The sequence below is a fragment of the Paenibacillus sp. FSL P2-0173 genome, assembly GCF_038008045.1.
In the GTDB taxonomy this organism is placed as follows: domain Bacteria; phylum Bacillota; class Bacilli; order Paenibacillales; family Paenibacillaceae; genus Paenibacillus; species Paenibacillus polymyxa_B.
In genome coordinates, this window is sequence record NZ_JBBOYK010000004.1 from 265307 (window position 1) to 290913 (window position 25607).

Here is a 25607-nt window from a genome sequence, read left to right on the forward strand (position 1 = left end):
TCTCAATCAGGATTTGTAAAATCCATAGTTAAATTGATTGTGCTCCAAAAAGAAATTATAATGTAATGAACTGAAAAGCGAAAGGGAGAGCATCCATGACAAGCAGAACCAAAAGGACGATATGGTCGGTTCTAGCCGTGGTAATCGTCGCGATTGTCGGCTTTGCCGTGTACTATTTTACATCCATTTATAATCAGCTGGATAATCTGCATAAAGAGGGCGCTAACTCCCCCTTCAAAAATGTAAAGCAGGTCGATCAGGTTCGTACGCCAGAACCGCCCAAGTGGGAAGGTACCGATATGGTTAACATTTTGCTGATGGGTGTCGATGGGCGCGGTATCCAGAAAGGGGAAGTTCCCCGATCAGACAGTATGATGGTCGTATCGCTGGACCCCGTTAAGAAAAAAATCCACCTGTTCTCTATTTTGCGTGATACGTACGTGGATATTCCCGGCTATGGAAAAAATCGAATTAACACCGCCATTACTCACGGACCCAACACAGCCATGAAGACGGCTGGCGATCTGTTAGGCATCCCGGTGCAATATTATGTGTACACGGATTTCCAGGGCTTTATCAAACTGGTGGATGCCGTAGGCGGGATTGATTTTGAAGTGGAAAAGGATATGCATTATACAAGTAATGCGGATAAACATCAGTACGATATTGATTTGAAAAAGGGCATGCAGCATCTAGATGGCAACACGGCACTTCAATATGTGCGGTTCCGCCACGATGCAATGTCCGACTTCTCCCGATCAGGACGGCAACGCGCATTTTTGGAGGCAATAGCCCAGAAAATGCAGACCACGACTTCCATCGCTAACTTGCCAAATATTTTAGAGCAGGTTAACCCGTTCATTGACACGAATCTCAGTGTTAACGATATGTGGAAGCTGGCAAATGTGGGGTACCAAAGCAACTTTGCAGGCAGCGAACAGGTTCCACCGATGAAGATGCTCGGAGAAGAGAATGTGGGCGGCGCGGCAGTTCTTACTGTCCGCGATCCGGAAGAACTGAAAACGTATGTGCAGGATATATTTAATAATCCACCCGCACAAACACAGGAACAAAATAAGGATCAGAATGAAACGAAACAGCCAGACAGTGCATCGTCTACCAAGAAGGATAAAGCTTCTTTTACAGGGGGCAGTAAAACCAGTAATGAGGATGCTTCCACACAATCAACAACAAAGACAGGACAAAAAGAGCTATAATGATGTATGCAGGGGCAGCCGTGAACGCTGCCCTTTGGCGTGTGTATACCCTATTTTAATGAACGGAAAGGAAGTTTTTGATGATGAAACGGGAAAACTCCGAAGCACTATATAAAGAAGCCCTGGAGCATATTGTCGGGGGCGTTAACAGCCCTTCACGCTCCTTTAAAGCTGTGGGCGGCGGCGCTCCAGTATTCATGAAACGCGCTAAAGGTGCTCATTTCTGGGATGAGGATGATAATCGGTATATCGACTATTTGGCGGCTTATGGCCCTATTATTACTGGACATGCCCATCCCCATATTACTAAGGCTATCAGCGAAGCGGCCGCGAACGGCGTATTATACGGAACCTCAACGGTATTGGAAATCAAACTGGCCAAGATGCTGAAGGAAGCAATTCCTTCTATGGACAAGGTCCGGTTTGTGAATTCTGGCACAGAAGCGGTTATGACAACGATTCGTGTTGCACGGGCCTATACGAAACGGAACAAGATCATCAAATTTGCCGGCTGCTACCACGGTCACTCGGATCTGGTACTTGTTGCCGCAGGCTCCGGCCCTTCCACGCTAGGCATACCTGACAGTGCAGGCATTACGACCAACATTGCGAGCGAGGTTATTACCGTACCATTCAATGATCTCGACGCGTTACGCCAAGCCTTGGAGCGTTGGAGCGACGATGTGGCGGCAGTCATGGTCGAGCCCATTGTCGGTAATTTCGGCATGGTCATGCCGCAACCCGGTTATTTGGAAGGGTTGTGCTCCATGGCGCGTGCGAACGGCTCACTCGTCATTTATGACGAGGTCATTACCGCATTCCGATTCCACTTCGGTTCCACCCAAACGTATGCAGGTTTGGACAACCATGATGCGATTCAGCCAGATTTGACCGCGCTGGGCAAAATCATGGGCGGTGGTCTGCCGATTGGTGCCTACGGCGGCAGCAAGCACATCATGGAGCAGGTTGCCCCACTCGGCCCAGCTTATCAGGCGGGTACGATGGCGGGCAACCCGGCGTCCATCTCGTCAGGCATCGCCTGCCTTGAAGTCCTTCAAGGAGAAGGCGTGTATGAAGAGATGGAACGTCTGGCTGTGAGGCTGACGGACGGTATCCAGTCCTCTGCCGAACGCTACGGCGTGCCATTGACGATCAACCGAATTCGTGGAGCGTTCTCGACGCATTTCTGTGATCATCCGATCACGAATTACGCGCAGGCGCAGGATACGGATAGCGAAGCGTTTGCATCCTTCTTCCGTCACATGCTGGATCGCGGTATTCATCTGGCACCATCCAAGTACGAAGCCTGGTTTCTCACAACAGCGCATACGGATGAAGACGTGGATACTACGCTGGAAGCGGCGGACGATTCGTTCCGGGCGATGTCACAAGGTAAGTAAACTAAACAGTAAGTTGATAAAATATGAATAGGATAAGAGCTGGAAGTAGTCTTAGGGATGGGTATCCGACCTCTGGGACTTCGTTCCGGCTTTTTTTCATTTCACAACTGTACCCGTACAGTTGCAGATTTTATGGATTGTATCAAGTTATGCCATCCGGGTATATTGAGAGAACCACAGGTTAAGGTCATTATTACGGAGGTTTATTATGAACAGTCGTTCCAGAAATGGAGCCGCCTATCTGGCAGCTCTCAGCTATGCAGCTATACTTGGATTTTCATTTTTATTTGTAAAATTGACAGTCACAGAGGCGAGCCCGCTGGATGTGATCGCCCACCGCTTTGCGCTGTCTTTTATCGCTTTGACCATTCCCGTGTTGCTCGGTTGGATCAAGATCAACATCAAGATGCGTGACATTCTGCGCATTTTACCACTGGCGCTGCTCTCGCCATTAGTGTATTTTCCACTGCAAGCCTTCGGGCTGATGAGCACTTCTTCATCGGAAGGTGGAATTATCCAAGCAACCGTTCCCATCTTTACGCTGCTGTTAGCTTCCTATTTTATTAAAGAGCGTACAACGGTAGTCCAGAAGATTTCCTTACTGCTCTCTGTCTTTGGCGTGGTTTTTATATTTGTGATGAAAAGCGGAGCACCGCTAGCATCCAATAGCTATGGCGGTATTCTTCTGCTCGTGCTTTCTGCGATATGCCTATCTGGCTATAATGTGCTGGCACGACCATTAACACAAAAGTACAACCCAATGGAATTGACCTACGTTACCTCTATTTTGGGATGTATCGTTTTTAACGTGGTGGCACTGGGATATCATGCCATAGACGGCTCCATGAGCGCCTATACCGCTCCACTGGTGAAGCCTGGTTATTGGATGGCACTGATTTATCTAGGCATTCTGTCTACCCTCGTCACCTCGCTGTTATCGAGCTTTGCCTTGAAGTGGATCGAAGCCTCCAAAATGAGTGTGATCGGCAATTTATCCACCCTCATTTCCATGATTGCCGGTGCTTACATTTTGAAGGAGCAGCTCGCCTACTATCACATTATTGGGGCTGTGATGATCATTATCGGCGTGTTGGGTACCAATTTCGGAGGACGAAAAAACTTCACGCCAATCAAAACAACTTCGGCAAAATCACAAAAAACGGGCTAAAAATAGACACTCATTTGCCTGCAAAAAAAGAAATCTCCAGGCTGCGCAATTCCAGCCGAGAGATTTCTTTTTTCATTTCTTAGTCTTCGTCGCATTAGATAGGGTACGCCATGACACTCATTAACGCCAATTCCGGCTGTGTCGTGTCCAATCTGCTATATTGTACGATTATGGGCACATCGCTAGTGACCGTAATTGCGTAAGGAATACCTACCGGAATCTGCTCGCCGGATTTCTCCAACGAGGCTGTTCGGATATGACGGGTTCGTCTTCCTTCCACCACCTCGATCAATCCCTCCAATGGCTCGCGGTCTTCAAAATAGATGTCCATACTCAGATTTGCCACACGGCTCCCACAATTCAGCACGCATATACTCTCATGACTGAGCAGCTCACCCCGGCTTTCCGGTGGAATATACCCATCGGGGATGACCCAGAATAGGCTGCCTCGCGGCTGATTAGCTACTTTTTCATGAGAAAGCTCCTGAGAAAGTTCAGTATCTCCCATGCTATCGGCCTCCTTTGACCTATGAATACTTTCGTTTCCCTATGTCCCTTCTTCTAGCCATACGGATTCTCCTTGGTACGCAACAGTTGAGCCAGAAAAGCAAGCGCCAATCCCTGACCCCATCCCTGAATGCGTTTGTATGGAACGTTTCGATAGCCGTCAATATCGTTCATCACAGCAGTTCCCGCGGATACACCCGTTACTGTGCCGTCGTCCTTAATGCGGGAAAGAATACCTTCGATCGCCTTTTGGGTGTATTTGTTAAACAATCTTCCTTGCATAAGCAAGGCGGTCGCAATTCCTGCCGAGCCCGAGGTTTCCAGATAAGAGGTATCATCGTTCAGCACCGTATGCCACAGCCCTTCTGGGGATTGCAGCCGCACCAGTGCATTGAGCTGGTCACGCAGCGAGCCGTCGATGATCATATAAGATGGATGCTGCACCTCCACAAGTTTCAGCGCTTTTGCCATCGTGAGGGCTGCCCATGAATTGCCGCGCGCCCAATATATTCCTGACATCCGGCTTTGATTCGCATGATCCCATCCGTGATAATACAGATTCGTATCCGGGTCCTGCAAAAATTCTTCATGCCCGTGATATTGACGAATTCCATCCTCCCAATACTCCTTGTTGCCTAACAGATGACCGATGCGCAGCAAATAATAACCGGCCATAAACATCGTATCCACCCATGCTTGCTGCGGAAATACATCATGAAGTGAATTCACCGTATGCTGGAAAATGCCGTCGGCAAACCGCTCCGCTTTTTTGGCCAAAAATTCTGCCATCTCGATGGAAATATCAAGATATCTTTGCTCACCTGTGGCCTGATAAAGCGTCAACAAACAGTGCCCGACAGAAACGCCGTTCACCGAGAGAGACGGAAGCCCATCCTCGATATTTTCGTCTACCCATTCTTTTAGCTTGGTCAGATACTTTTCGTTCCCTGTCGCTTCATACGCTTCGCATACTCCGTAAAAGGCTACTCCGCCCGGCCAATCCCAGCTGTAGTGCATTTGAAAGGTGCGTTCTACTACCCGGTCGATCACCTGCTTAACTTGTTCTTCATCAAAAATCAATGCAGGCATTTCCACGTCTCCCCCTTTGGTAAGTTTCACGTGAGTTACCTCCTTGACGCCCGTACATGAAAAGGTCGTCCTTCAACGTAAATACATGCGCAGCGGTTGCAAATCCAGTTCCTTCACAGCATCCACCACCATGTCTGCAATACGAACCGCGCCATTCTCATGAAAATGCGTGTTATCCTCTAAGCCGCCGGAAAAGTTCATGTATTCACCAGGCAGCAACCACATAAAAAGCTCTTTACTCTCTTCGGGACCCAGCTGCTCATATAACTCCTGCGTGCGGGCAGACAAATCAATCAGCGGTACATTCGCTTCTTCCGCCAGCTCACGAACCGCTGTTACATAGTCACCATGTGTGTCAGATAGCGTACCATCCTCGTTAAAATAGCGACGATGTACGGGCGTGACCAGTACCGGGCTTGCCCCATGGCTTCTTGCGCCGTCGATATAGAGGCGAAGATGCTCCTTGTAGGTTGTAAAAGGCTCTGTAGCCCGCTCCGGATCAGGCTTCTGATCATTATGACCGAACTGGATGAACAGGAAATCTCCTGCCTTTATTTCGCCCAAAATGACACCCAGCCGTCCTTCGTCCACGAAGCTTTTGGAGCTTCGTCCCGATACGGCATGATTATCCACGCAGACATCATGTTTGAACAGGGCGGGCAAAGCCTGGCCCCAGCCAGTATACGGATAACCGGATGCGTCATGATCCGTAACCGTGGAATCTCCGGCTAGGAATAGCCGGAGGGTCTGTGGCGCTGGCGCAATCTCCAGCGCATTGAGCCTTGGCGCGGTGCCTGATACGGTGAGGCGCAGTTTGCCACCCCGGACAGGCACCGCAAACAGGGCTTCGGTGAACTGGCCTGGCAGCGTGTGCACTGGGGGAAGCATGTGCTTGCCTTCACCAGCCTTGAGTCGCGTGAGCGTTTCCGCCTGCGAATCGCCGACCAGTATAGTGACAAGATACAGCCCGTCTGGCACATCTACAACAAATGCAGCGTTTAGTGGAATACAAAAGCTGCTTCGCAGCCGCGTGCGTGCATCCTTGGCTGCACTCTGCCTTTTCCGACCGTACACATGCTCCGTAGTCTCAAAGCCATAGCCCTGTTCAGTTGTATATAAGCAATCCGAAGACATTCCCTTGTAGCCATCCGCAGGCTCCCCCGGACCAAAATCAAACTTCCACAATTTACTCACCTCTCAGCCATCGCCCTCAAATCCCGTCCATTCAATCGCACAAACCCGGATGCCTTCCATTTCCACTCGTAAGCTTCATAACTCACGCTATGGATTTTGGATCTTACCCCTTCAAACCACTCGTACTCATTCCTTCTACAATTTGCTTCTGGAATGCGAAGAATACAGCGATAACTGGAAGCAGGCTTAGGATAGACATCGCGAACATTCCTCCCCAGTTGGAAGCCGACTCGCTGTCGAGGAACATCTTGAGTGCAATAGATACGGTATATTTCTCTGGCGAATTCAGATACAGTACCGGACCAAGCAAATCCTCCCACTTCCAGTAGAAAGAGAAGATTGCCGCTGTAGCCAACGACGATTTAAGTAAGGGTAAAATAATTCTGAAATACAGCCGGAACTTGCCGCATCCGTCAATCGTCGCCGCCTCATCCAACTCTGCTGGAATCGTCCGTATAAACTGCACCATCAGAAAGATGAAGAACGGCATCCCGAAGAAGGAGGGTACCACTAACGGTAAGATCGTATTGATCCAACCGAGCTTGGTGAAAATAATATATTGCGGTACCAGTACCACATCCCCTGGTAGCATAAGCGTCACCATCATCAAAGCAAACCACAAGTTACGCCCTTTGAATTTCAAGCGTGCGAAGCCAAATGCGATCAATGAGGAGGAAAGCACAGCTCCAATCGTTGAAATCACCACGATCGTGAGCGAGTTCAGAATGTACGTGCCAAAGTTGTAGCCAGTCGTCCCTTTCCAACCTGTTACATAGTTTTGCCAGATCCATTCTGTAGGGAAAAGCGAGGATGCCGTGACGAATATCGTCCGACTTTCTTTAAACGAGCTGAACAGCATCCAAAAAACGGGATACAGCATCAGGAGCGCCAGTGCAGCAACCAGTATGTGATAAATTGGCCATTTGACCGTTTTCCATGCCATCAGTATCAGCGCCCCTTTTCCGTTTCATAAAATACCCAGTATCTGGAGGTTATAAATAAAATCGCTGTCAGTATCCCAATCATAATGAGCATGACCCAAGCCATGGCTGCCGCATATCCCATGTTGCTGAACATAAACGCCTGCCGGAACAGATACAGTGAATGCAGCATCGTTCCATCCATCGGGCCTCCTTCGCCCTTAGAAATAACATAAGCCGGGACGAAGGTCATAAAGGCGCTGATCGTCTGCATAATCAGATTAAATAGAATAATGGGGCTAAGCAACGGCAGCGTAATACTGAAAAATTTTCGTACTGGCTTAGCGCCATCTACACTGGACGCCTCGTACAATTCAACAGGAATGTTCTTCAAACCTGCCAGAAAAATTAGCATGGAGGAGCCAAATTGCCATACGGACAGGGTGATCAGCATCGTAAGCGAAGCATCCGGATCACCAAACCATTTCACCGGGGTCGCCCCTAGAGTCGAAAGCAGGCTGTTCACTATGCCGTTATTACTGAAAATGTTCCGCCACATAATCGATACCGCAACGCTACCTCCGATAATGGATGGCAGATAGTACATCGTCCGATAGGTGCCGACCATGCGTGATTTGGTATTCAAAATCATAGCCACAAACAGCGCGAAAATCAGTCGCAACGGTACACCGACCAATACATACGTAAACGTGACCCTGATCGAATTCCAGTATTTCGGGTCGCCTGTGAACATCTTTTCGAAGTTACCCAGACCAATCCATTTGGGCGGGGTGAACAGGTTGTAGGTGGTAAAGGACAGATACAGCGAAATAAACATTGGAATTAACGTAAACGCCAGAAAGCCCACAATAAAAGGGCTGATAAACGCATATCCGGTCATATTGGCTTTCAAGCTCTGATGATTTCGCAAGCTCATCAAGCCTCCCTTCTGTTGCATTTAAAGAATTAGTAAAACTTTATGTTGTCAATAATTCGTTGTTATGAGAATAATATCGTGATGTCTGCAAAGGGTGCTTATGCAGTTGCTTCGTCGAATCAACCGTGCGCAATCATGTTTTGGACTACGCACGGTTAACTTAACGAAATGTTCCTTCGATCCTATCGATTCTTATGCTAAAACGTTGTCAGATATCCTAAAGGTCTCATTACGCTTATTATTGCTTGTTATTCGCAAGGATGGTATTCGCATCAGCCCGGAATTTGGCCGCTGCGTCTTCAGCCGTCATCTGTCCGAAATTGACCTGCTCAATGTAATCGGTCAGAGTCGCAATCACTTCCGGCGATCCGACTGGTGGCGGCGGGCTCATTGGAGAAGCCTTCGGCTCCATGGAAGCTACAAATTCAAACACCTGCTTCGTAGGCTCGCTCAACTCTGGTGCAACAGCTTCCTTGATTTTGGCGGAAATCGGTACGCCCCGTTCGCCTTTAATCAATTTATTCGCTTCTACATCGTTCATCCAGAAATCAATAAACTTAGCGGCTTCATCCTTCACCTGTGAACGGGAAGCAACCGTCCAGTACATCGTAGGCTGCATATATACGCCTTTTTCCATATTCGGCCCAAACATCGGAGCCAGTGCCATTGGGCGGTTAACGACCTGCTGTAAGCCCACATACTGATTGGACCACTGCCAAATACCGATGCCTGTTCCTTTTACGATATCGGATTCCTCAAGAATCCCCTTAGTCTGGTTCATGATTTCAGGAGGCGGGGTCGCTCCCTTCTTAATCAGATCAGCCAATCCGCTAAAGAAGTCAACAAACAGCTTATCGTCGTCATACCCCAATCCTGTTCCTTCCGCATTGTAGAGAGTCTTTCCTTGCGTACGCAAATAGTAGTGGAAGAAAATATCGGCAGCCATCGAGCTGTCAAAGTATACTTTATTGGAACCAGCCTTTAAAGCCATTTCTTTGTATTGATCCCATGTCCAGTTGTCAGGAATTTTGTCTATACCCGCTTTTTTGAGCAACGCCGGATCATACTGGAAACCCAGAACATTAACACCGGTTGGGATACCATATTGCTTTCCAGCAATTACGCCGGTTTTGAGTACATTTTCGGTCACATCAGCGACCTGAATTTTTTGATTCAAGTAAGGCGCGAGATCCTCCAGCTGACCATTTTTTGCATATTGGCTAATGTACGAAATGTCCATTTGCACGATATCCGGCAACTGATTAGCCGCAGCCTGCGGAGCGAGTTTTTTCCAATAGTCATCGAAAGAGGCATATTCCACATCAATCGTTACATTTGGATTTTTCTGCTTATACAAATCAACGACCTTTTGCGTGTATTCATGACGCGTATCCGATCCCCACCAAGCGATACGTAACTTTACTTTCCCGTCTGCACTTGTGCCCGAATTGCCGCCGCCCGCTCCGCTACATGCCGTCGTCAAAACGAGCAGCATAGCTATGATCAGAAACCATCCCTTTTTGCCCACCTATCTCTCCCCTTTTCGCTGTTCTAGAAAGGAGCCAAATTACGAGTGACAACGCACTTTCGCAATTTTGATAGCGTTTACATTAGCTCCTGTTGTTATTTTCCCAAAAGCCGAGAAACATTGGAATACACAAATCAGGTTTCCTGGGTTTAAAAAACAGTGGGACTCCATACGCTCATCCCCGTTCATGTGATTTAATGTACTCGGAAGGCGTCATACCCGCCCACTTTTTGAACACTTGGCTAAAATATTGTGCGTTCCCACCGAAGCCGAACCATTCCGCCAGCTCAAACACCTTCACGTCTCCTGTCTCCCGAATATGCTCAGCCGCACGTTCGATCCGATAACGATTGACGTAGTGTGAGAAGTTTTCCCCCGTCACCTTTTTGAATATCTTCCCTAAGTAGTCGGAATTCATATACAGCATTTGACCTGCCACTCCGTTCAGCGACAAATCGGATTTTCTGTAGTTTTGCTCAATAATAGTGATCATTTTATCAACGGTGGAAGATTGGCGATACACATTACTTTTATAATAGATTGCGGTCATTCGTTCGGCAGCTTCCTGTACAAATGATTTGAGACATGCCAGCGTTTTTTGCTCTGCCAGCACCACCATTCGGCTCGTAAACGCCGCACGCTCTTCTTCGGGGCATATACGGATCATAGCGGCATAGAGCTGAAGCACATAGGAGCGGGTCACGGAAATTTCCAGCTTCATACGGGACAGAATACCGAACAACCGATCCACTTCCTGTGCAACCTCCACCGTATTTCCAGCCTTGATCAGCAGACCGAACTTCTCCTCGTCCAGCTCCAAATCTGCCATCTCCCGGGTATCCTCAGCCGCTAAATCCTCCTTCGTAATCAGACTGCCTTCCCCGGTGTAAAACCGGTGATTCATACAATGCAGTGTCTCCCGATACATCCCCCGTGAATGCTGCATACTATCCGACTCACTAACTGCGACCGTTACCTCCAGCTTGTAAAAGCGATGAAATGTCGCACGTACCGCTTCAATCTGTTTCATAAACCGTGACGTGTCATCCTCACTTTCCAGCACGATGAGCAATTGCCCCTGCATGGTCGTACTGAGCAAGACATCATCCATCAAATCTGCCGCTATATTTTGCAATGCAAACAAATGCTCCGGCTCATGGGATTCCTCCACCCGCAGCAGTAGCATTCGAACCTGCTTATCTTGCAATTCAAGTCCGAATAACCGCTCATAAAATGCGATATCGCGGCTACCGTAAGTTTTATAGGAAATAAACTCCTTCAAAAAGTGTTCCTTCACATGAGGCAGCATACGCTGAAAATCTAGCTTCATCCGGTTTACAAACTGCTTGCGTTCTTCCTGCTCTTCCCGCTCCTGCCCCAACTCGGTCAGAGCCTCATGAATTTGCCGCTCATTGCATGGCTTCAACAAGTAGTGCTTCACCCCGTATTGCATGGCCCGACAGGCATAGTCGAAATCTTTGTAACCAGACAACAGAATGAAACGGACGTCTGGAAAATGCTCCGTCGTTTTGGCAACCAGTCCGATACCGTCTAGTCCAGGCATAGAGATGTCGCTAATCACAAAGTCAGGCGGGCTGGCCTGAATCTGATCATAAGCCTCAATCCCGTTACGTGCCGTACCCACCAATCTCGTTCCCGCTTTACCCCAATCAACCACCTGCGATATGCCTTCCAAAATCATACGCTCATCATCAACCAGTAGCACCTTGTACACGACCCTGATCCCCTTTCACATATGGAATACAGACATGAATCGACGTTCCTGTTCCTGACTCGCTATGCAGCTCTATCCCCCAAGGTGTACCAAATGTCAGGTTAATCCGTTCTTGAATATTCGTAAGTCCAATGCCCTGCCCACGAGTCGTGACCTGCCCGCTCCGCAGTTTTTCCAAGAAATCCGGCGTCATTCCCGGTCCGTCATCTTCAACTCGCAGAAATAGAGCCCCCTCGCTTTCTCTCGCAATAATAGCAATCCGACAGGGTTCAATTCGCGGCTCCAACGCATAATGGATGGCATTCTCCACCAAAGGCTGAAGCGTTAGCTTCGGAATTTGCGCATCCATCAGTTCTTCCGGGACATCCAGATGGAAAACGAGACGCTCATCAAAACGTGTTGTTTGGATCGTTACGTAGCTCCTTACAATATCCAGTTCTTTTCGAAGCGGAATCAGTTGCTCTTCAAAACTGACCGCACTACGCAATAGAAAAGCAAGTGCTTCCACCATCTCTGAAATCCGATCCTGCTTGTTGGCCTTGGCGAGCCAGTTCACGGATTCCAGCGTGTTGTATAAAAAATGTGGATTAATCTGTGCTTGTAGTGCCTTTAGCTCTGTTTCCCTCAGTAATAGCTGCTTGGCAACATTTTCATTAATGAGCTCACGAATGCGGCGAATCATTTTCTTATATGTCCGATGTAGCAAGCCTACCTCGTCCTGTGTGGAAAGGGGGACCGCGCCAAGTGCTTCTTCTTCCAAACGGTCGAGATCGCCTTTTTCTATTTTACGCATGTTCTGGATTAGTTGAACGATCGGTTTGGTAATGCTGCCTGACAACCTAGCTCCCAGTGCCAATGCAATAAGAAGCATAATGACAAAAATAGCGCTTACAACTTCTTTAATGATCGTAATGCTGCGAAACATATCATCGAAGGGGGTCATATGCAAATACGTCCAACCCGTATAAGAGGATTTGATTTGAGCAGCGAAAAAGGTTCCTCCTGAGTAGGTCGCAATCCCGTAAGGCTGCTTCCGACCAAGCTCGGCCTGAATATCACTCTCACTCAATAGTGGTGTTTCGGGATAAATCATCCGCCTTCCATCTGTAATCATCAGTTGTCCGTCACGGCCGGAGGTTTGCACGCGGTCCGCTACAATCCGGTCAATTCGCACACGAATCGCAAGCGTTCCGAGCCCATTCAGCGTAAAATTGGAATCGGTAAAGGATTTGAATTGCCGAGCTGCCAGCAAGGAGGAATGGCCTGCCGCATACCATGCATTGGAACCGTCATGTTCGTCTGCCAGCTCCGACAGGGTGGATCGAAGTTCTTGGGGAATACCTTCGCGGTTGCCCGCACTCATGACCTGTCCCTCTTTATCGATCACTATCATAGAATAGACATAGGTCTCAGAGCCGGCAAAGGCGACGAGCCTATTCGTTATTTTTTTACGCAGCACCATTTTGGCATAAGGTGACGTTTCCTTTTCCAATTGCAGCAAATAACGTTGAAGCTGCTCGTCCGTTGTTACCTTGAAAGTAACTTTTTCCACATCCTTCAACTCATTTTCTATACCGATTGAAGAAATATTGAGTACTTCGGATGTTTTTTTGTACATTTGATTATCATAAATATGAAATACGTACTTAAGTATGACTGCAACTACTGCAAAATTAACCAGCATAAGCACCGTAATCAGTAGTACCATTTTATGATGGATTCCAGCATTTTTGTAAGCGCTTTTAAAGTAGGTAATCAGTGAATGTCGCCTCCTTTATAACATACAAAATACCCCATGCCTTGGTCATTCGGCAAGAGGTATTTGTATTTGCTTAGCGTTGATCGGTTGGTTTCGATTTGTCCGCCTTGCTCATATATTCGTCGTATCGGTCATCAAGTTCACGTGCCATACTCCGGTATTTACGCGTCTCCTCAACAATGGGATCGATATGAGTCTGAACCCGCACCTCATATTTAGGGCTGAGCCGTTCCCGCTTTTTGGCCTCATTCTCACGAATTTCGCCTTCCGTCAGCAGTTCACTGAGCTGGCGTTCCAATTCTTCGGATTGGCTCATCGCGATTTCCTCCTTCAGGATGATGGTCTACGTAGAATTATAACCCGGTTGCGTCTGCTTCTTTCAGCACTTGAATAAGTTGAGAATGAATAGCTGTATTCGTAGCTGCAATATGCCGTACACTCAGGTCATAAGGTCTGCCCAATGTATCGGTGATGGTACCGCCTGATTCCTGTACCAGCAAAGCGCCCGCTGCTACATCCCACGCATTCAAACCAATTTCGCAATAAGCCGACAGCCGTCCTGACGCTACATAAGCCAGATGCAATGCTGCCGATCCCAGCGCCCGAATGCCACGTACTTGAGGTGTAAGAACCTGCGTAATTTTCATATTTAGCGGTTGTGCATACGTACGGTCCGGTGGGAAGCCGATGCAGACCAGACTATCTCCCAGTGTTTCTTCTCTCGATGCTTGCATGCGATTGCCATGCACATACGCGCCTTTTCCTTTTTCCGCTACAAACATTTCATCACGGGACGGATCATAAATGACCCCGACAATCACCTCGCCACGATGGGCCAAGGCAATAGACACACTGTAATACGGCAGACTGTGTACAAAATTGGTAGTGCCATCTACCGGATCAATAATCCATAAATATTCCTCTTCACGGGCAGCCTCTAATGCGCGGGCCGAAGCTTCGGCTCCCGGCTCTACACTCTCTTCACCCAAAATAGCATGATCGGGAAAATGGGTCAGAATCAGTCTGCGAATCATCTGCTCTGCACCTTTATCTACCTCGGTCACCAGATCCGTAGGAGACTGTTTGGTATTCAAATGTTCAACAGTTCCCAGTCTGCTCTTAATCCATTCCCCGGCTTTGGATGCCGCGTTAATAGCCACGGCAGTATAGCTTTTTCCTGATACGATATAGGGAACCTTTTCGTTTTCATGTTCGTTCAACGTGTTCACTCTACTTTCTATATCATTGTTACGTGGTTTACGAAGCTGCCCTACAGCACAGTCTCTTAACCATCTCTGTTTCATTACAAGTTTGCTAGTTTACACATTCTAGTATACACAATAAACTGCATAAAGTTTCTCTAAATGGGAGCTTTATCCGCGAAATGCCACTTTCTAAGGCATAATTTCTACGGAAGCCCCATCCAGCACTTTAACCCCATTGTCTTCCTGAAGGCGCAGTTCATTCATCAATCCGAATAACGCTTCATCCTTAAGCTTGGCTTCAAGCATGACATCAATTCGATCCGTATATCCGGCAATATTGCGCAAAAAGGTAAGCAACGGCTCCACTAGAACACCCTCCGCATGGCCCCGGGGATCTTTTTCACTTTTGGGACTGGACGCATGAATTTTGGGCGGCAATGGATAATCAGCAGAAGATCCGGCTTGGGCCAACTCCCCTTTCCAAGTATCCAAAATACCCGGCCATAGCTCCCACGGCTTTTCCCCCTCATTATTCACCCATTGATGATGAATATCGAGAACCATCGGCAACCCCGTCAATTTGCAAGCCTCTAGCGTTTCCACCGCATTGAACGTTTTATCATCATTTTCCAGCGTTAACCGTTCTCTTAACGAAAGATCCAGCGCACTAACCTGCTCTACAAAACGCTGGCCTGAGGTCACCTTATCTCCGTATGCACCACCAATATGAATGTTGTTCTTGGCTTCGGCACCGAGCCCCATGGCCTCCAGCATCGCTTTGTGGTACTTCAGATCATTAATGGAGCTCTGCAACACCTCAGGACGGGGAGTGCTTAACACTGTAAAATGATCGGGGTGAAACGATACCCTCATCCTATTCGCCTTGACATAGTTCCCTACCTCTGCAAAATCAGCAGCAAGCGCCTGAAACGGGTCCCAATCCCGCAGATCCTGATGGGTCGCGAGCGGAATCAGCTTAGATGAGAAACGATAGACCTGGATATCACTCGCGCGATTATGGCGCAGCAGCCTCAAAGTATTATGGAGATTTTCGGCTGCTATCCGTTCTAGCTTGCGGATCGCAGCTTCTCGGTCTCCAATCTTGTTAAAGCTGCTCATTGTCATGGTTTTAGAGGGGGATGCATTTTGCACGGTAACCGACATGGCTACATAACCGAACCTTACGATCATAGGGTGTCTTCCTTTCAGCAGTCGCAGTAGATGGTAAGGCCGCTTTCGTTCTGTGACCTAAAACCCTTTTCTACTGATCATACCCGGAAAAGCACCTGCTGATTCGGTGTTATCGCACAAATTGCAAGAAGGAAACAGCTAGGATTGCTGCTGTGCTCCAAAAAACATTTCATCCGCCAATGCGGTCTGAATTCTTGCTTCCTCTTCATTCAGCTTACGAATGAGAATCATTTCAACTTCGGTCACTTCATCGCCCTGGAAATTAATTTCGGCGATACAGCCCACAATCTGCACGATGGCTACTGCCACGTTATCCACGCTGTAAGCGATGACCTTCTGGCCTGTCGGAAACACGCGCAGCCCGGATTTAACCATCTTGCCACGTCCGTATTCCAGCAGTTCGTAAAGTTCTTGTTCGCTCTTGAATTTGCACACTGAGTTAAATTCAGTTTGAAAGCCCATGTGTAGCCGCCACCTTTCATGATTAAGGGTTTAGTGTTGTGCTCAAAGATATGCCATTTATATGAACAAAAAGGAGAGTGATCAGCTCCCCTTTGTTTCGTTTATGAGTTCTCGTAGTGCAGTGCCGACCTGCGCTCATAACGCTCCAGTGCAAGGGCAATCATGCGGTCCAGCAGACTTGCATAGGATACGCCTGTTTCTCTCCACAGTAATGGATACATACTGAATGGTGTAAAACCAGGCATTGTATTCACTTCATTAATAAGGATATGTCCGTCCGAGCGTCTGACGAAGAAATCGGCACGGGAAATCCCGCAGCCTTCTAGAGCGCGGAATGCTTGCAATGCGGCTTCACGAATACGATCTGCCACTTCCTCATCCAACGGTGCCGGAATAAGCATTTCCGATTGGCCATCCGTATATTTGGCAGCGTAATCGTAATAATCACTCGCCGATACAATTTCACCCGGTACCGAGGCAATCGGCTCATCATTGCCCAGTACACTGACCTCAATCTCACGGGCATCGACGTACTCCTCAACAATCACCTTTAGGTCAAATTGCAAAGCCAGATCTACAGCCTTTTCCAGCTCTTCTCGGTTGCTGGCTTTGGAAATACCGACACTTGATCCCAGATTGGCTGGTTTGACAAAGCAAGGATAACCTAGCTCGGTTTCCATGTTACGTACCAGATCATGACTGGTTTGGGCCCACTGTGTACTATTAAAATAACAGTATTTCACTTGCGGCAATCCTGCATGCTCAAACAGCTTCTTCATGACGCCTTTATCCATACCTGCTGCCGAAGCCAGCACTCCCGCACCGACATAAGGCATATCCGCCATTTCGAACAGACCCTGAATCGTTCCGTCCTCGCCAAAGGTACCGTGCAGCAACGGAAACAGCACATCCAGCGTCTGCTCTCCGTACAGCTTGCCGAACAATGTATCTAATGCCGCCTTGGTGCCACCCTCTGCGCGTTCCAGCTTCAATTGCTCTACAGAAGCCAGAGGAGCGCTTAATAGCGCCCCTCTACGCCAATCGCCAGCCTTCGTAATATAAAAAGGAATAATCTCGTATTTCTCATAGTTAAAAGCGTTCATTACCGCATACGCTGTTTGCAACGAAACCTCATGTTCGCCCGATTTGCCACCGTACACCAGCCCTACGGTCAATTTTTGATTTGCCATGCCTATCCTCCGCTTTCCTGCTTTCGTCATTGTGACTGATTTGCATCACTGTACCTGTTATCCATCATCTCATTTAAAAATAGTCGGCGATGTGATAAAAGCGATATACCGTGTTGTCGGTCCACGCATACGAATTTTTATAGTCCCAATAACGATGTCTGGAGCTTACCGTATGTGCATTGACTAGCGGCATGCCGCCCGCATCAAAGGCCGTGACCACCGTGCTGTGCTGGAAGGTTCCGTCACCATCCCAATCGTAAAAAATGACGTCCCCCAGCATGAGCTGCTCTGGGCGACTCACTTGCTCAGCAGTCAACCCCCATGAACTGGAGCCCAAATACCGCTCCAGACTGTTGGAAACTGCCCAACTGTAGCTCCACAGCTCACGTCCGGCAACCCGTCCTTTATACCACCAGCCCGATTCTCTTTTACCAGTATAGTGGATCGGTGCTCCCCCTGCAAAGAGGCATTGCGAGATATAATTGGTGCAATCCACATCAAAACCTTCAAACTCCGGATTGAAGCTATCCCACCACTGATCTGCATAGGCCGCTGCTTCTTCGCGGCGATATCGGCTGGGACGTGCTGATGAGCCGAAGCCCAGCACACCGCGATTCAGCAGCGGCAGATTTCCTCCTTGATTAAACGAAGCCTGTTCAAAAGGAACCTCTCCCCCCGCTGGCTTCCTTTCTGCCGGATCGCGCTCAATTCTCGCTACCTGCCAGGCTTCACCCTCGCGTGTGAACGTCAGACGCTCCCGTTCAATCCGATCCTCCCGGTGAGTCATCCCGCCCTTTTCATAAAAGAGTCGGACATGCAGTTGTACATCTACCACAGCCTCATCCGGGGTATCCTGCACCATTCGTAGCGGCTTGGCGCGTGTCTCGCTGCGTAGGGGAACAGCATCCCGTTCGTTGTACCACTGCTCCAATCTGGCCGCACGTGCTGCTCGTTCCATCCGCTGACCCACCTCCAGATACTCATCCGGCTGCGGTACACCATTCACTTCACTGCGATTGTATTGATTCACGTAAGCAAAAAGGGCCTGTTTCCATTCCCGCTCCCCCATCCCAATCCCTCCATATTCGTCCCGCTATCCTTTTCCGGGGATAACCGGAATGATGTATAACTTCCTTTCTTCCCTCTCTGGTCTGATATGCTCTCTATCTATAAGTATGAATCTCTAAAGCTTGGTATGAACATCGAAACGCGAGGGAGCGGAACGTTTTATTTTCCAATCTGCAACGCATCATTTAGGCCAAAAAAACTTTACGGAACCGTCTGAAAACGGTATACTTAATCCAAAAGCAATCATTTTGAAATCACGTTTCATCTAATGAAACAAATTACATTGATCGCAACCTCTAACACGTAATGAACCACTGAAGATGTAATTGAGAACGCAACCAATTTAAACCAACTGTGCAAGACGTCGAAAAAACGACATCCCTATTTTCCCCCAAGCATCCACTTCAAGGAGGTAATACTTATGTCAGGAAAAGATCAATTCTCCATTGCCCGTAGTCTCGAAGTTAACGGTAAGCCTTATCGCTACTATAGTCTTAAGGCACTGGAGGAACAAGGAAAGAGCGGTATTGCCAAGCTGCCTTTCTCCATTAAAGTGTTGCTGGAAGCCGCGGTTCGCCAATTTGACGGACGCGCCATTACAGAAGAACATGTGCAACAGCTGACAGGATGGGCTGAGGATCGTGACACCAACAAGGAGATTCCGTTCATTCCTGCACGCATCGTGCTTCAGGATTTTACCGGTGTCCCGGTGGTTGTCGATTTGGCAGCTATGCGTGATACGGTGAAAAAAGCGGGCGGTGATCCGAAACAAATCAATCCGCTCGTCCCTGTCGATCTCGTTATCGACCACTCGGTCATGGTCGATGCTTTCGGTACCAGTGATGCGCTGGATTACAATATTAATGTAGAGTTTGAACGCAACGAGGAGCGGTACCGTTTTCTGCGTTGGGCGCAAACGGCGTTCAACAACTTCCGCGCCGTTCCGCCATCCACCGGTATCGTCCATCAGGTCAATCTGGAGTATCTCGCCTCCGTGGCCGCCACCAAAACCATTGACGGCGAAACAGTCGTCTTTCCAGATTCCCTCGTGGGAACAGACTCCCATACCACGATGATTAACGGCCTTGGTGTTGTTGGCTGGGGTGTCGGCGGGATTGAGGCAGAGGCGGGTATGCTGGGGCAACCGCTGTATTTTGTCACTCCCGATGTGATTGGCTTCAAGCTGACAGGCAGTCTGACGGAAGGCTCTACCGCCACCGATCTGGCGCTCACTGTAACGCAAATGCTGCGTAAAAAAGGCGTAGTCGGCAAATTCGTGGAATTTTACGGGCCTGGTCTGGCTAACATCAGCTTGGCTGACCGTGCGACAGTTGCCAACATGGCACCGGAATACGGCGCAACGATTGGCTTCTTCCCTGTCGATGCGGAAACGCTGGCCTACCTGCGCAGCACCGGACGTTCCGATGAGCAAGTAAGCCTCGTAGAGGAATATTACAAGGCGCAAGGCATGTTCCGCACATCCGATACGCCGGACCCTGTATTCAGCGATACCATTGAGCTGGATCTGGCTTCGGTTGTACCGAGTCTCGCGGGACCCAAACGTCCGCAGGACCGTGTTGAGCTTAGCCGCATGAAAGAAACGTTTGAAGGCATTATCCGTACCCCGGTGGACAAAGGCGGCTATGGACTGAGCGATGAAAAAATCGCACAGAAGATTCCTCTGACCCATCCGGACGGCTCCACCAGCGAGTTGGGTACAGGAGCAGTCGTTATTGCAGCTATCACAAGCTGCACGAATACCTCCAATCCAAGCGTTATGCTCGGTGCGGGCTTGCTGGCCAAAAAAGCAGTGCAGCGCGGGCTCAAAAAACCAGGCTATGTTAAAACAAGCTTGACACCAGGCTCCCTCGTCGTGACGGAATACCTGCAAAAAGCCGGATTAATCGGACCGCTCGAAGCCCTCGGCTTCCATGTAGCAGGTTACGGCTGCGCAACCTGTATCGGTAACTCCGGCCCACTTCCTGACGAAGTGAGTCAAGCCATCACAGACAATGATTTGACGGTTGGAGCAGTCATTTCCGGCAACCGGAACTTTGAAGGTCGTGTGCATGCGCAAGTAAAAGCCAACTATCTCGGCTCACCGCCACTGGTTGTCGCTTATGCGCTAGCAGGCACAGTGAACATTGATTTGGTGAATGATCCGCTCGGTTACGATCAGGACAATCAGCCTGTCTACCTGAAAGATATCTGGCCAACCTCCGAGGAGATCAAGGAAGCCATCAGCCTGTCTCTCAGCCCGGATATGTTCCGTCGTAAATATGAGAATGTATTTACTGCCAACGAAAAATGGAACTCCATTCCGGTTCCTGAAGGCGAACTATATGAATGGGATGAAAAATCAACTTATATTCAAAATCCACCATTCTTTGAAAAACTTCAGGATGGCGTGCAGGATATCAAGGAAATCCGTAATGCCCGTGTGCTTGCCCTGTTGAATGATTCGGTCACAACCGACCATATCTCACCAGCAGGCAACATTTCTCCTTCCAGCCCGGCAGGACTGTACTTGAAGGAGCATGGCGTGGAACGCAAGGACTTCAACTCCTACGGCTCCCGTCGCGGTAACCACGAGGTCATGATGCGCGGTACATTCGCCAACATCCGTATCCGCAACAATGTGGCTCCAGGTACTGAAGGCGGCGTGACCAAATACTTGCCAACGGATGAGGAAATGTCCATCTATGATGCATCCATGAAATATCAGGCAGCCGATCAAAACCTGATCGTCATTGCTGGTAAGGAATACGGCACAGGCAGTTCCCGTGACTGGGCGGCCAAAGGTACGCTTTTGCTGGGTGTTAAGGCTGTCATTGCCGAAAGCTTCGAGCGGATTCACCGCAGTAACCTGGTCGGCATGGGTGTACTGCCTCTGCAATTCCAGGAAGGCTATGGCTGGTCCAGCTTGGGTCTGAACGGTCGTGAAACGTTTGACATTCTTGGCATCGACAATGACGTGAAGCCTGGTCAAGAGCTTACGGTTGTGGCTAAACGCGAGGATGGCACGAAGTTCGAATTCCCGGTAATTGCCCGTCTGGACAGCACTGTCGATATCGACTACTACCACAACGGTGGTATTCTGCAAACCGTATTGCGTCAAATGATCGAAAGCTAAGTTTATGAACTTCATATGTGAAGAACCCCCGTTTTGCAGATAAAGCTGCAATCGGGGGTATTTTTTTATTTATATAAACCGAACTTAAGAGTTACCTATAGCGCCACTGCGCAGTCGGATGGTGCTTCGCTTGTACAGCACCATTCCGCCTACTCCGTTTTGATGTTCATTTTTCAAGTTCATCTTATTTATATAAAACAAAAAAAGTCGATCCCTCAGGACCGACTTCTAGCCACGTTCTCTTATAACCCTACCTTCGCACGCGAGTTACTTCGAAATATCCAAAAAGCCCTCTCCGAACACGTCCCGCACGTCATGAATGGTGATAAATGCTGCTGTGTCGATGGCTTTCACTATCTTTTTAAGCGCTGACACCTCTTGTTTACTAATGACGATATACAGCACTTCTTTTGGATTTTTAGTGTAATATCCGTGGCCTGACAGGACGGTAACTCCACGATCCATTTTCGTGATGACCATCTCGGCAATTTTATCTTGGTGCTCCGAAATGATCATGACCGCTTTTTTAGGGTTTAGTCCTTCGATCATGAAGTCCATCACCTTCGTACCAACGTACAAAATAACGATAGTTAGCATCAATTTTTCTGGACCAATAATAAAATAGGAAGAGAACGCGACAATCAAATCAAAAAACAGCAGGCCATAGCTGATATTCCAATCCAGATACTTGTTGGCAATTCGGGCTAAAATGACCGTTCCCGCCGTAGTGCCACCTACACGTACAATTAAGCCAATGCCGACCCCCACCAAAACTCCGGCAAATACAGCATTAATCGTCGGCTCATGCGAATCAATCCGCCAGTTGACCGTTAAATGTAGAAACAGCGAGTTAAAAGCGACCGCAATTATAGTGTACAGGGTCGTTCTCTTGTCCAAAAATTTATATCCGACAATCAACAGCAAGCCATTGATCACCAGATTGACGATCGAGGGAGACCACTGAAACAGGTAGTACAAAATGATCGTAACCCCTGTAACGCCCCCCTCACCAAACTCATTCGGGATCACAAACAGATTAACAGCTAGCGCGAAAAAAAACGCACCCAGAATAATAAATGCGATATCTGCAATACTTTTTTTCATATATGCTCTAATCCTTTCTCTAACATTTCAAAGGATGAATCGCCAGATGGATTGGCTGACTCTTGTTGCCAAAATACGCTGACAACCAGTTCATGGTATCTACTACCAAACATAAAGTCAATACAACTTTGACACTTTAATTCGCCACCAGACTGCCTCAATCCTGACTTGGATTCCGCAAAATTCTCCTTTTACAAGGTTATTCGACAAAATAACACAATCCCGACTACTAAACTAAGAAAACGGGCCTCTAGCCCTTGTTTTAGACCTAGGCACATTTTCCTCTAAAACGACCATCCTCCTAATCGACATTTTGGACACATATGACCATCTTCCTGTTTTATGTCAAAAGCGTTTTACTTTGAAAAAATGTGGGTATAATGATTGAAACATTACCAAGCAACCTACATAGCATCACGACATCAAGTACATACAAATAGTCCTATACAGACGTCCTAAGCAACTCAATCTGAATTTGACAATATGGAATTGGAGGAATGACCTACATGAATACAATGAACTTAACCGTCCACACCCTGATGCCCTTTCACCACCAATACCAACGTGCCAACGCGGTGAGTATGCAGAAGAAAGAAGATAGCTCGGAGAAGAAGCTCAGCTTTCAGGACATTTTGAATGAAAAAATGGGTAAAAAATAAGGCGCCGTTTATCCGGTTGCAAGATCCCGCTTTACATAAGCTAAAAAGCCGTAGTTCCCTACATCGACTGTAGAGAACCACGGCTTTTTTAATTCATTTTTCCTAAACTCACACGTTCGTTTTACTGACCTCCATCCCGATACTGCTCTGCCTTCTCACGCATCCCGGCAGCTACTGCTTCTTGAGTGTTCAGCCCCTTATCCGCTGCATAAGCGCGAATGTCCTGCGTAATGCGCATACTACAAAATTTGGGACCACACATCGAGCAGAAATGTGCTTCCTTGGCGCCCTCTGCCGGTAGCGTTTCATCATGGTAGGACAAGGCCCGCTCGGGATCAAGCGACAGATTGAACTGGTCCCGCCACCGGAACTCAAAGCGTGCCTTGGACAAAGCATCATCCCGCTGCTGTGCCCGTGGATGACCCTTCGCCAGATCGGCAGCATGTGCCGCAATTTTGTAGGTAATGACACCCTCGCGGACATCATCCTTATTCGGCAGACCCAAATGCTCCTTAGGCGTAACATAACACAGCATGGACGTCCCAAACCAACCGATCATCGCCGCCCCGATGGCTGAGGTAATATGATCATATCCGGGGGCAATATCCGTCGTGAGCGGCCCCAAGGTATAGAAAGGAGCTTCCTTACAAATCTCCATTTGTAAATCCACATTCTCTTTGATTTTATGCATAGGGACATGTCCTGGCCCTTCAATCATGACCTGAACATCATGCTTCCAGGCGATCTGCGTTAGCTCGCCCAACGTTTCCAGCTCTGCAAACTGTGCTTCATCATTCGCATCATAGATGCTACCCGGACGTAGACCATCCCCGAGAGAAAAGGCCACATCATAGGCTTTCATAATTTCGCAGATTTCTTCAAAATGCGTATACAAAAAATTCTCCTGATGGTGCGCAAGGCACCAGGCTGCCATGATCGACCCACCACGGGATACGATTCCCGTCATTCTATTCGCCGTCATCGGTATATACCGCAGCAATACACCCGCATGAATTGTAAAATAGTCCACTCCCTGCTCCGCTTGCTCAATCAGCGTATCGCGATACAGCTCCCACGTCAGCGCTTCTGCTTCGCCGTTCACCTTTTCAAGTGCCTGATACAGCGGTACAGTCCCAATCGGTACAGGAGAATTCCGAATGATCCATTCACGTGTTGTATGGATATTACGGCCTGTGGACAGGTCCATAACTGTATCCGAGCCCCAACGCACAGCCCAGGTCATTTTTTCCACTTCCTCCTCGATGGAGGAGGTAACCGCAGAATTACCAATGTTCGCATTGATCTTCACGTGAAAATGACGCCCAATGACCATTGGCTCACTTTCCGGGTGATTGATATTCGAAGGCAAAATGGCTCGTCCAGCAGCCAACTCCTGCCGTACAAACTCAGGCTCCACCCCTTCGCGGATCGCCGCAAATTCCATTTCGGGCGTAATGATCCCTTGCCGCGCATAATGCATTTGCGTCACTGTACGACCTTGCGAAGCACGAAGCGGACGGTTGGTCACGCCGGGAAATTCAACTGTCTCCCGTTTGGAGCCAGGTTTCAGTCCATTATCCTCCGGTTTGACGGCGCGTCCCTCGTAAGCCTCCACATCGCCCCGTTCCAGGGCCCAAGCTCGCCGTAATGGAGGCAGGCCCTGACGGATATCGACCTGATAGGCTTCGTCGGTCATGGGACCGCTCGTATCGTACACACGCAATGGCTCATGATGCTCCGTGCCCTGCGGCGTATGTGTAGGATGAAGAGCAATTTCCCGCTCTGGCACGGCAATGTCCGGCCGTGAGCCTTGAATATATACCTTACGGCTCCCTGGAAAGGGCGTTACCCCTCTGGCTTGCTCCCCGTTTGTCTTCTCTACCTCAACTTCTTTTGTTCCTACCAATCTTACTTCTGTTGATTTCAATTCTGTTCCTTTTGTTCCTTCTACTTCTGTCGGCTTCATTGTCCATTCCTCCCGTTTCGATGAAATGACACACCGATCCGGAACCATTCCCAGGGTGGCGCTGATCTATGCAAAAAAGCCGGTTCCCTAGGGAACCGGCTAATCTAACGAGGCAGCTATCCAGACAGTACGCATGTGGAATAATCCTATTCCAATGCGCCACTGTAGACAGCAG

21 protein-coding genes are annotated in these 25607 nt (G+C 48.5%); 5 read left to right on the forward strand and 16 right to left on the reverse strand.

All coding sequences use genetic code 11. The features are described from left to right. The first annotated feature begins 95 nt into the window (after nt 1–95). The 3 genes from MKX30_RS21135 to MKX30_RS21145 all read left to right on the forward strand — a co-directional run bounded on the left by MKX30_RS21135 (nt 96) and on the right by MKX30_RS21145 (nt 3785). Nucleotides 96–1217, forward strand: a complete 1122-nt coding sequence (locus MKX30_RS21135; RefSeq protein ID WP_023987022.1) for an LCP family protein — start codon at nt 96–98, stop codon at nt 1215–1217. A gap of 83 nt (nt 1218–1300) precedes the next feature. Then, nucleotides 1301–2617, forward strand: a complete 1317-nt coding sequence (locus MKX30_RS21140; RefSeq protein WP_023987021.1) for a glutamate-1-semialdehyde 2,1-aminomutase — start codon at nt 1301–1303, stop codon at nt 2615–2617. 208 nt (nt 2618–2825) lie between these two features. Then, the gene (locus tag MKX30_RS21145) at nt 2826–3785 is read left to right on the forward strand and encodes a DMT family transporter (RefSeq protein ID WP_071559300.1); all 960 of its coding nucleotides are present in this window, start codon (nt 2826–2828) and stop codon (nt 3783–3785) included. A gap of 94 nt (nt 3786–3879) precedes the next feature. Here MKX30_RS21145 and MKX30_RS21150 read toward each other — a convergent pair whose 3' ends face one another. From MKX30_RS21150 to MKX30_RS21215, 14 genes are all read right to left on the reverse strand, one after another. Beyond that, a complete protein-coding gene (locus MKX30_RS21150) occupies nt 3880–4293 on the reverse strand; it encodes a sensory rhodopsin transducer (protein ID WP_028540999.1) in 414 nt (137 codons plus the stop codon). A 53-nt stretch (nt 4294–4346) separates the two neighbouring features. Further along, entirely contained in the window at nt 4347–5381 is a 1035-nt protein-coding gene (locus tag MKX30_RS21155) for a glycoside hydrolase family 88/105 protein (protein ID WP_068939430.1), read from the reverse strand. Nucleotides 5382–5453: 72 nt separating this feature from the next. Beyond that, nucleotides 5454–6566, reverse strand: a complete 1113-nt coding sequence (locus MKX30_RS21160) for a rhamnogalacturonan acetylesterase (protein WP_341063594.1) — start codon at nt 6564–6566, stop codon at nt 5454–5456. 112 nt (nt 6567–6678) lie between these two features. Further along, complete coding sequence (locus MKX30_RS21165; protein ID WP_023987016.1) at nt 6679–7518, reverse strand: carbohydrate ABC transporter permease; 840 nt, start codon at nt 7516–7518, stop codon at nt 6679–6681. A gap of 5 nt (nt 7519–7523) precedes the next feature. Beyond that, nucleotides 7524–8432: a carbohydrate ABC transporter permease gene (locus MKX30_RS21170; RefSeq protein ID WP_023987015.1), complete on the reverse strand. Its 909-nt coding sequence runs from the start codon at nt 8430–8432 to the stop codon at nt 7524–7526. Nucleotides 8433–8670: 238 nt separating this feature from the next. Then, nucleotides 8671–9960: an ABC transporter substrate-binding protein gene (locus MKX30_RS21175; protein WP_023987014.1), complete on the reverse strand. Its 1290-nt coding sequence runs from the start codon at nt 9958–9960 to the stop codon at nt 8671–8673. Nucleotides 9961–10135: 175 nt separating this feature from the next. Beyond that, complete coding sequence (locus MKX30_RS21180; protein WP_023987013.1) at nt 10136–11695, reverse strand: response regulator transcription factor; 1560 nt, start codon at nt 11693–11695, stop codon at nt 10136–10138. Beyond that, on the reverse strand, nt 11673–13403 hold the full coding sequence (locus MKX30_RS21185) for a sensor histidine kinase (RefSeq protein ID WP_023987012.1): 1731 nt from the start codon (nt 13401–13403) through the stop codon (nt 11673–11675). Before MKX30_RS21185 ends, MKX30_RS21180 begins: the two co-directional genes overlap by 23 nt. A gap of 124 nt (nt 13404–13527) precedes the next feature. Further along, nucleotides 13528–13770, reverse strand: a complete 243-nt coding sequence (locus MKX30_RS21190) for a hypothetical protein (protein WP_076293115.1) — start codon at nt 13768–13770, stop codon at nt 13528–13530. 37 nt (nt 13771–13807) lie between these two features. Beyond that, nucleotides 13808–14674 carry an inositol monophosphatase family protein gene (locus tag MKX30_RS21195; protein WP_023987010.1) on the reverse strand — a complete coding sequence of 289 codons (867 nt, stop codon included), beginning with the start codon at nt 14672–14674 and terminating at the stop codon, nt 13808–13810. 174 nt (nt 14675–14848) lie between these two features. Next, nucleotides 14849–15850 (reverse strand): UV DNA damage repair endonuclease UvsE, encoded by a 1002-nt coding sequence (gene uvsE / locus MKX30_RS21200; RefSeq protein ID WP_053324638.1) that lies wholly within the window; start codon nt 15848–15850, stop codon nt 14849–14851. Between the two features lie 138 nt (nt 15851–15988). Continuing rightward, entirely contained in the window at nt 15989–16312 is a 324-nt protein-coding gene (locus tag MKX30_RS21205) for a hypothetical protein (protein ID WP_023987008.1), read from the reverse strand. Between the two features lie 101 nt (nt 16313–16413). Further along, entirely contained in the window at nt 16414–17502 is a 1089-nt protein-coding gene (locus MKX30_RS21210; RefSeq protein WP_068939418.1) for a D-alanine--D-alanine ligase, read from the reverse strand. A 73-nt stretch (nt 17503–17575) separates the two neighbouring features. Continuing rightward, nucleotides 17576–18571: an amidase domain-containing protein gene (locus tag MKX30_RS21215; RefSeq protein ID WP_023987006.1), complete on the reverse strand. Its 996-nt coding sequence runs from the start codon at nt 18569–18571 to the stop codon at nt 17576–17578. Between the two features lie 420 nt (nt 18572–18991). Between MKX30_RS21215 and acnA the strand changes: the two genes are divergently transcribed. Next, nucleotides 18992–21703, forward strand: a complete 2712-nt coding sequence (gene acnA, locus MKX30_RS21220) for an aconitate hydratase AcnA (protein ID WP_341063438.1) — start codon at nt 18992–18994, stop codon at nt 21701–21703. Nucleotides 21704–21970: 267 nt separating this feature from the next. Here acnA and MKX30_RS21225 read toward each other — a convergent pair whose 3' ends face one another. Then, nucleotides 21971–22807 carry a YitT family protein gene (locus MKX30_RS21225; RefSeq protein WP_023987004.1) on the reverse strand — a complete coding sequence of 279 codons (837 nt, stop codon included), beginning with the start codon at nt 22805–22807 and terminating at the stop codon, nt 21971–21973. A 506-nt stretch (nt 22808–23313) separates the two neighbouring features. Between MKX30_RS21225 and MKX30_RS21230 the strand changes: the two genes are divergently transcribed. After that, nucleotides 23314–23466, forward strand: a complete 153-nt coding sequence (locus tag MKX30_RS21230) for a hypothetical protein (RefSeq protein ID WP_010348453.1) — start codon at nt 23314–23316, stop codon at nt 23464–23466. Between the two features lie 121 nt (nt 23467–23587). Here MKX30_RS21230 and thiC read toward each other — a convergent pair whose 3' ends face one another. Next, nucleotides 23588–25432 (reverse strand): phosphomethylpyrimidine synthase ThiC, encoded by a 1845-nt coding sequence (thiC, locus tag MKX30_RS21235; RefSeq protein WP_023987003.1) that lies wholly within the window; start codon nt 25430–25432, stop codon nt 23588–23590. Nucleotides 25433–25607: the final 175 nt, after the last annotated feature.

Excerpts from the sequence above, each read along its gene's own strand:
- MKX30_RS21215 (WP_023987006.1), bottom strand. The coding sequence starts at position 18,571 with ATGGGGGAGCGGGAATGGAAACAGGCCCTTTTTGCTTACGTGAATCAA.
- MKX30_RS21135 (WP_023987022.1), top strand. The coding sequence starts at position 96 with ATGACAAGCAGAACCAAAAGGACGATATGGTCGGTTCTAGCCGTGGTA.
- MKX30_RS21145 (WP_071559300.1), top strand. The coding sequence starts at position 2,826 with ATGAACAGTCGTTCCAGAAATGGAGCCGCCTATCTGGCAGCTCTCAGC.
- thiC (WP_023987003.1), bottom strand. The coding sequence starts at position 25,432 with ATGAAGCCGACAGAAGTAGAAGGAACAAAAGGAACAGAATTGAAATCA.
- MKX30_RS21150 (WP_028540999.1), bottom strand. The coding sequence starts at position 4,293 with ATGGGAGATACTGAACTTTCTCAGGAGCTTTCTCATGAAAAAGTAGCT.
- MKX30_RS21190 (WP_076293115.1), bottom strand. The coding sequence starts at position 13,770 with ATGAGCCAATCCGAAGAATTGGAACGCCAGCTCAGTGAACTGCTGACG.
- MKX30_RS21230 (WP_010348453.1), top strand. The coding sequence starts at position 23,314 with ATGAATACAATGAACTTAACCGTCCACACCCTGATGCCCTTTCACCAC.
- acnA (WP_341063438.1), top strand. The coding sequence starts at position 18,992 with ATGTCAGGAAAAGATCAATTCTCCATTGCCCGTAGTCTCGAAGTTAAC.
- MKX30_RS21165 (WP_023987016.1), bottom strand. The coding sequence starts at position 7,518 with ATGGCATGGAAAACGGTCAAATGGCCAATTTATCACATACTGGTTGCT.
- MKX30_RS21205 (WP_023987008.1), bottom strand. The coding sequence starts at position 16,312 with ATGGGCTTTCAAACTGAATTTAACTCAGTGTGCAAATTCAAGAGCGAA.
- MKX30_RS21155 (WP_068939430.1), bottom strand. The coding sequence starts at position 5,381 with ATGCCTGCATTGATTTTTGATGAAGAACAAGTTAAGCAGGTGATCGAC.
- MKX30_RS21170 (WP_023987015.1), bottom strand. The coding sequence starts at position 8,432 with ATGAGCTTGCGAAATCATCAGAGCTTGAAAGCCAATATGACCGGATAT.
- MKX30_RS21140 (WP_023987021.1), top strand. The coding sequence starts at position 1,301 with ATGAAACGGGAAAACTCCGAAGCACTATATAAAGAAGCCCTGGAGCAT.
- MKX30_RS21225 (WP_023987004.1), bottom strand. The coding sequence starts at position 22,807 with ATGAAAAAAAGTATTGCAGATATCGCATTTATTATTCTGGGTGCGTTT.
- uvsE (WP_053324638.1), bottom strand. The coding sequence starts at position 15,850 with ATGATCGTAAGGTTCGGTTATGTAGCCATGTCGGTTACCGTGCAAAAT.
- MKX30_RS21210 (WP_068939418.1), bottom strand. The coding sequence starts at position 17,502 with ATGGCAAATCAAAAATTGACCGTAGGGCTGGTGTACGGTGGCAAATCG.
- MKX30_RS21185 (WP_023987012.1), bottom strand. The coding sequence starts at position 13,403 with ATGGTACTACTGATTACGGTGCTTATGCTGGTTAATTTTGCAGTAGTT.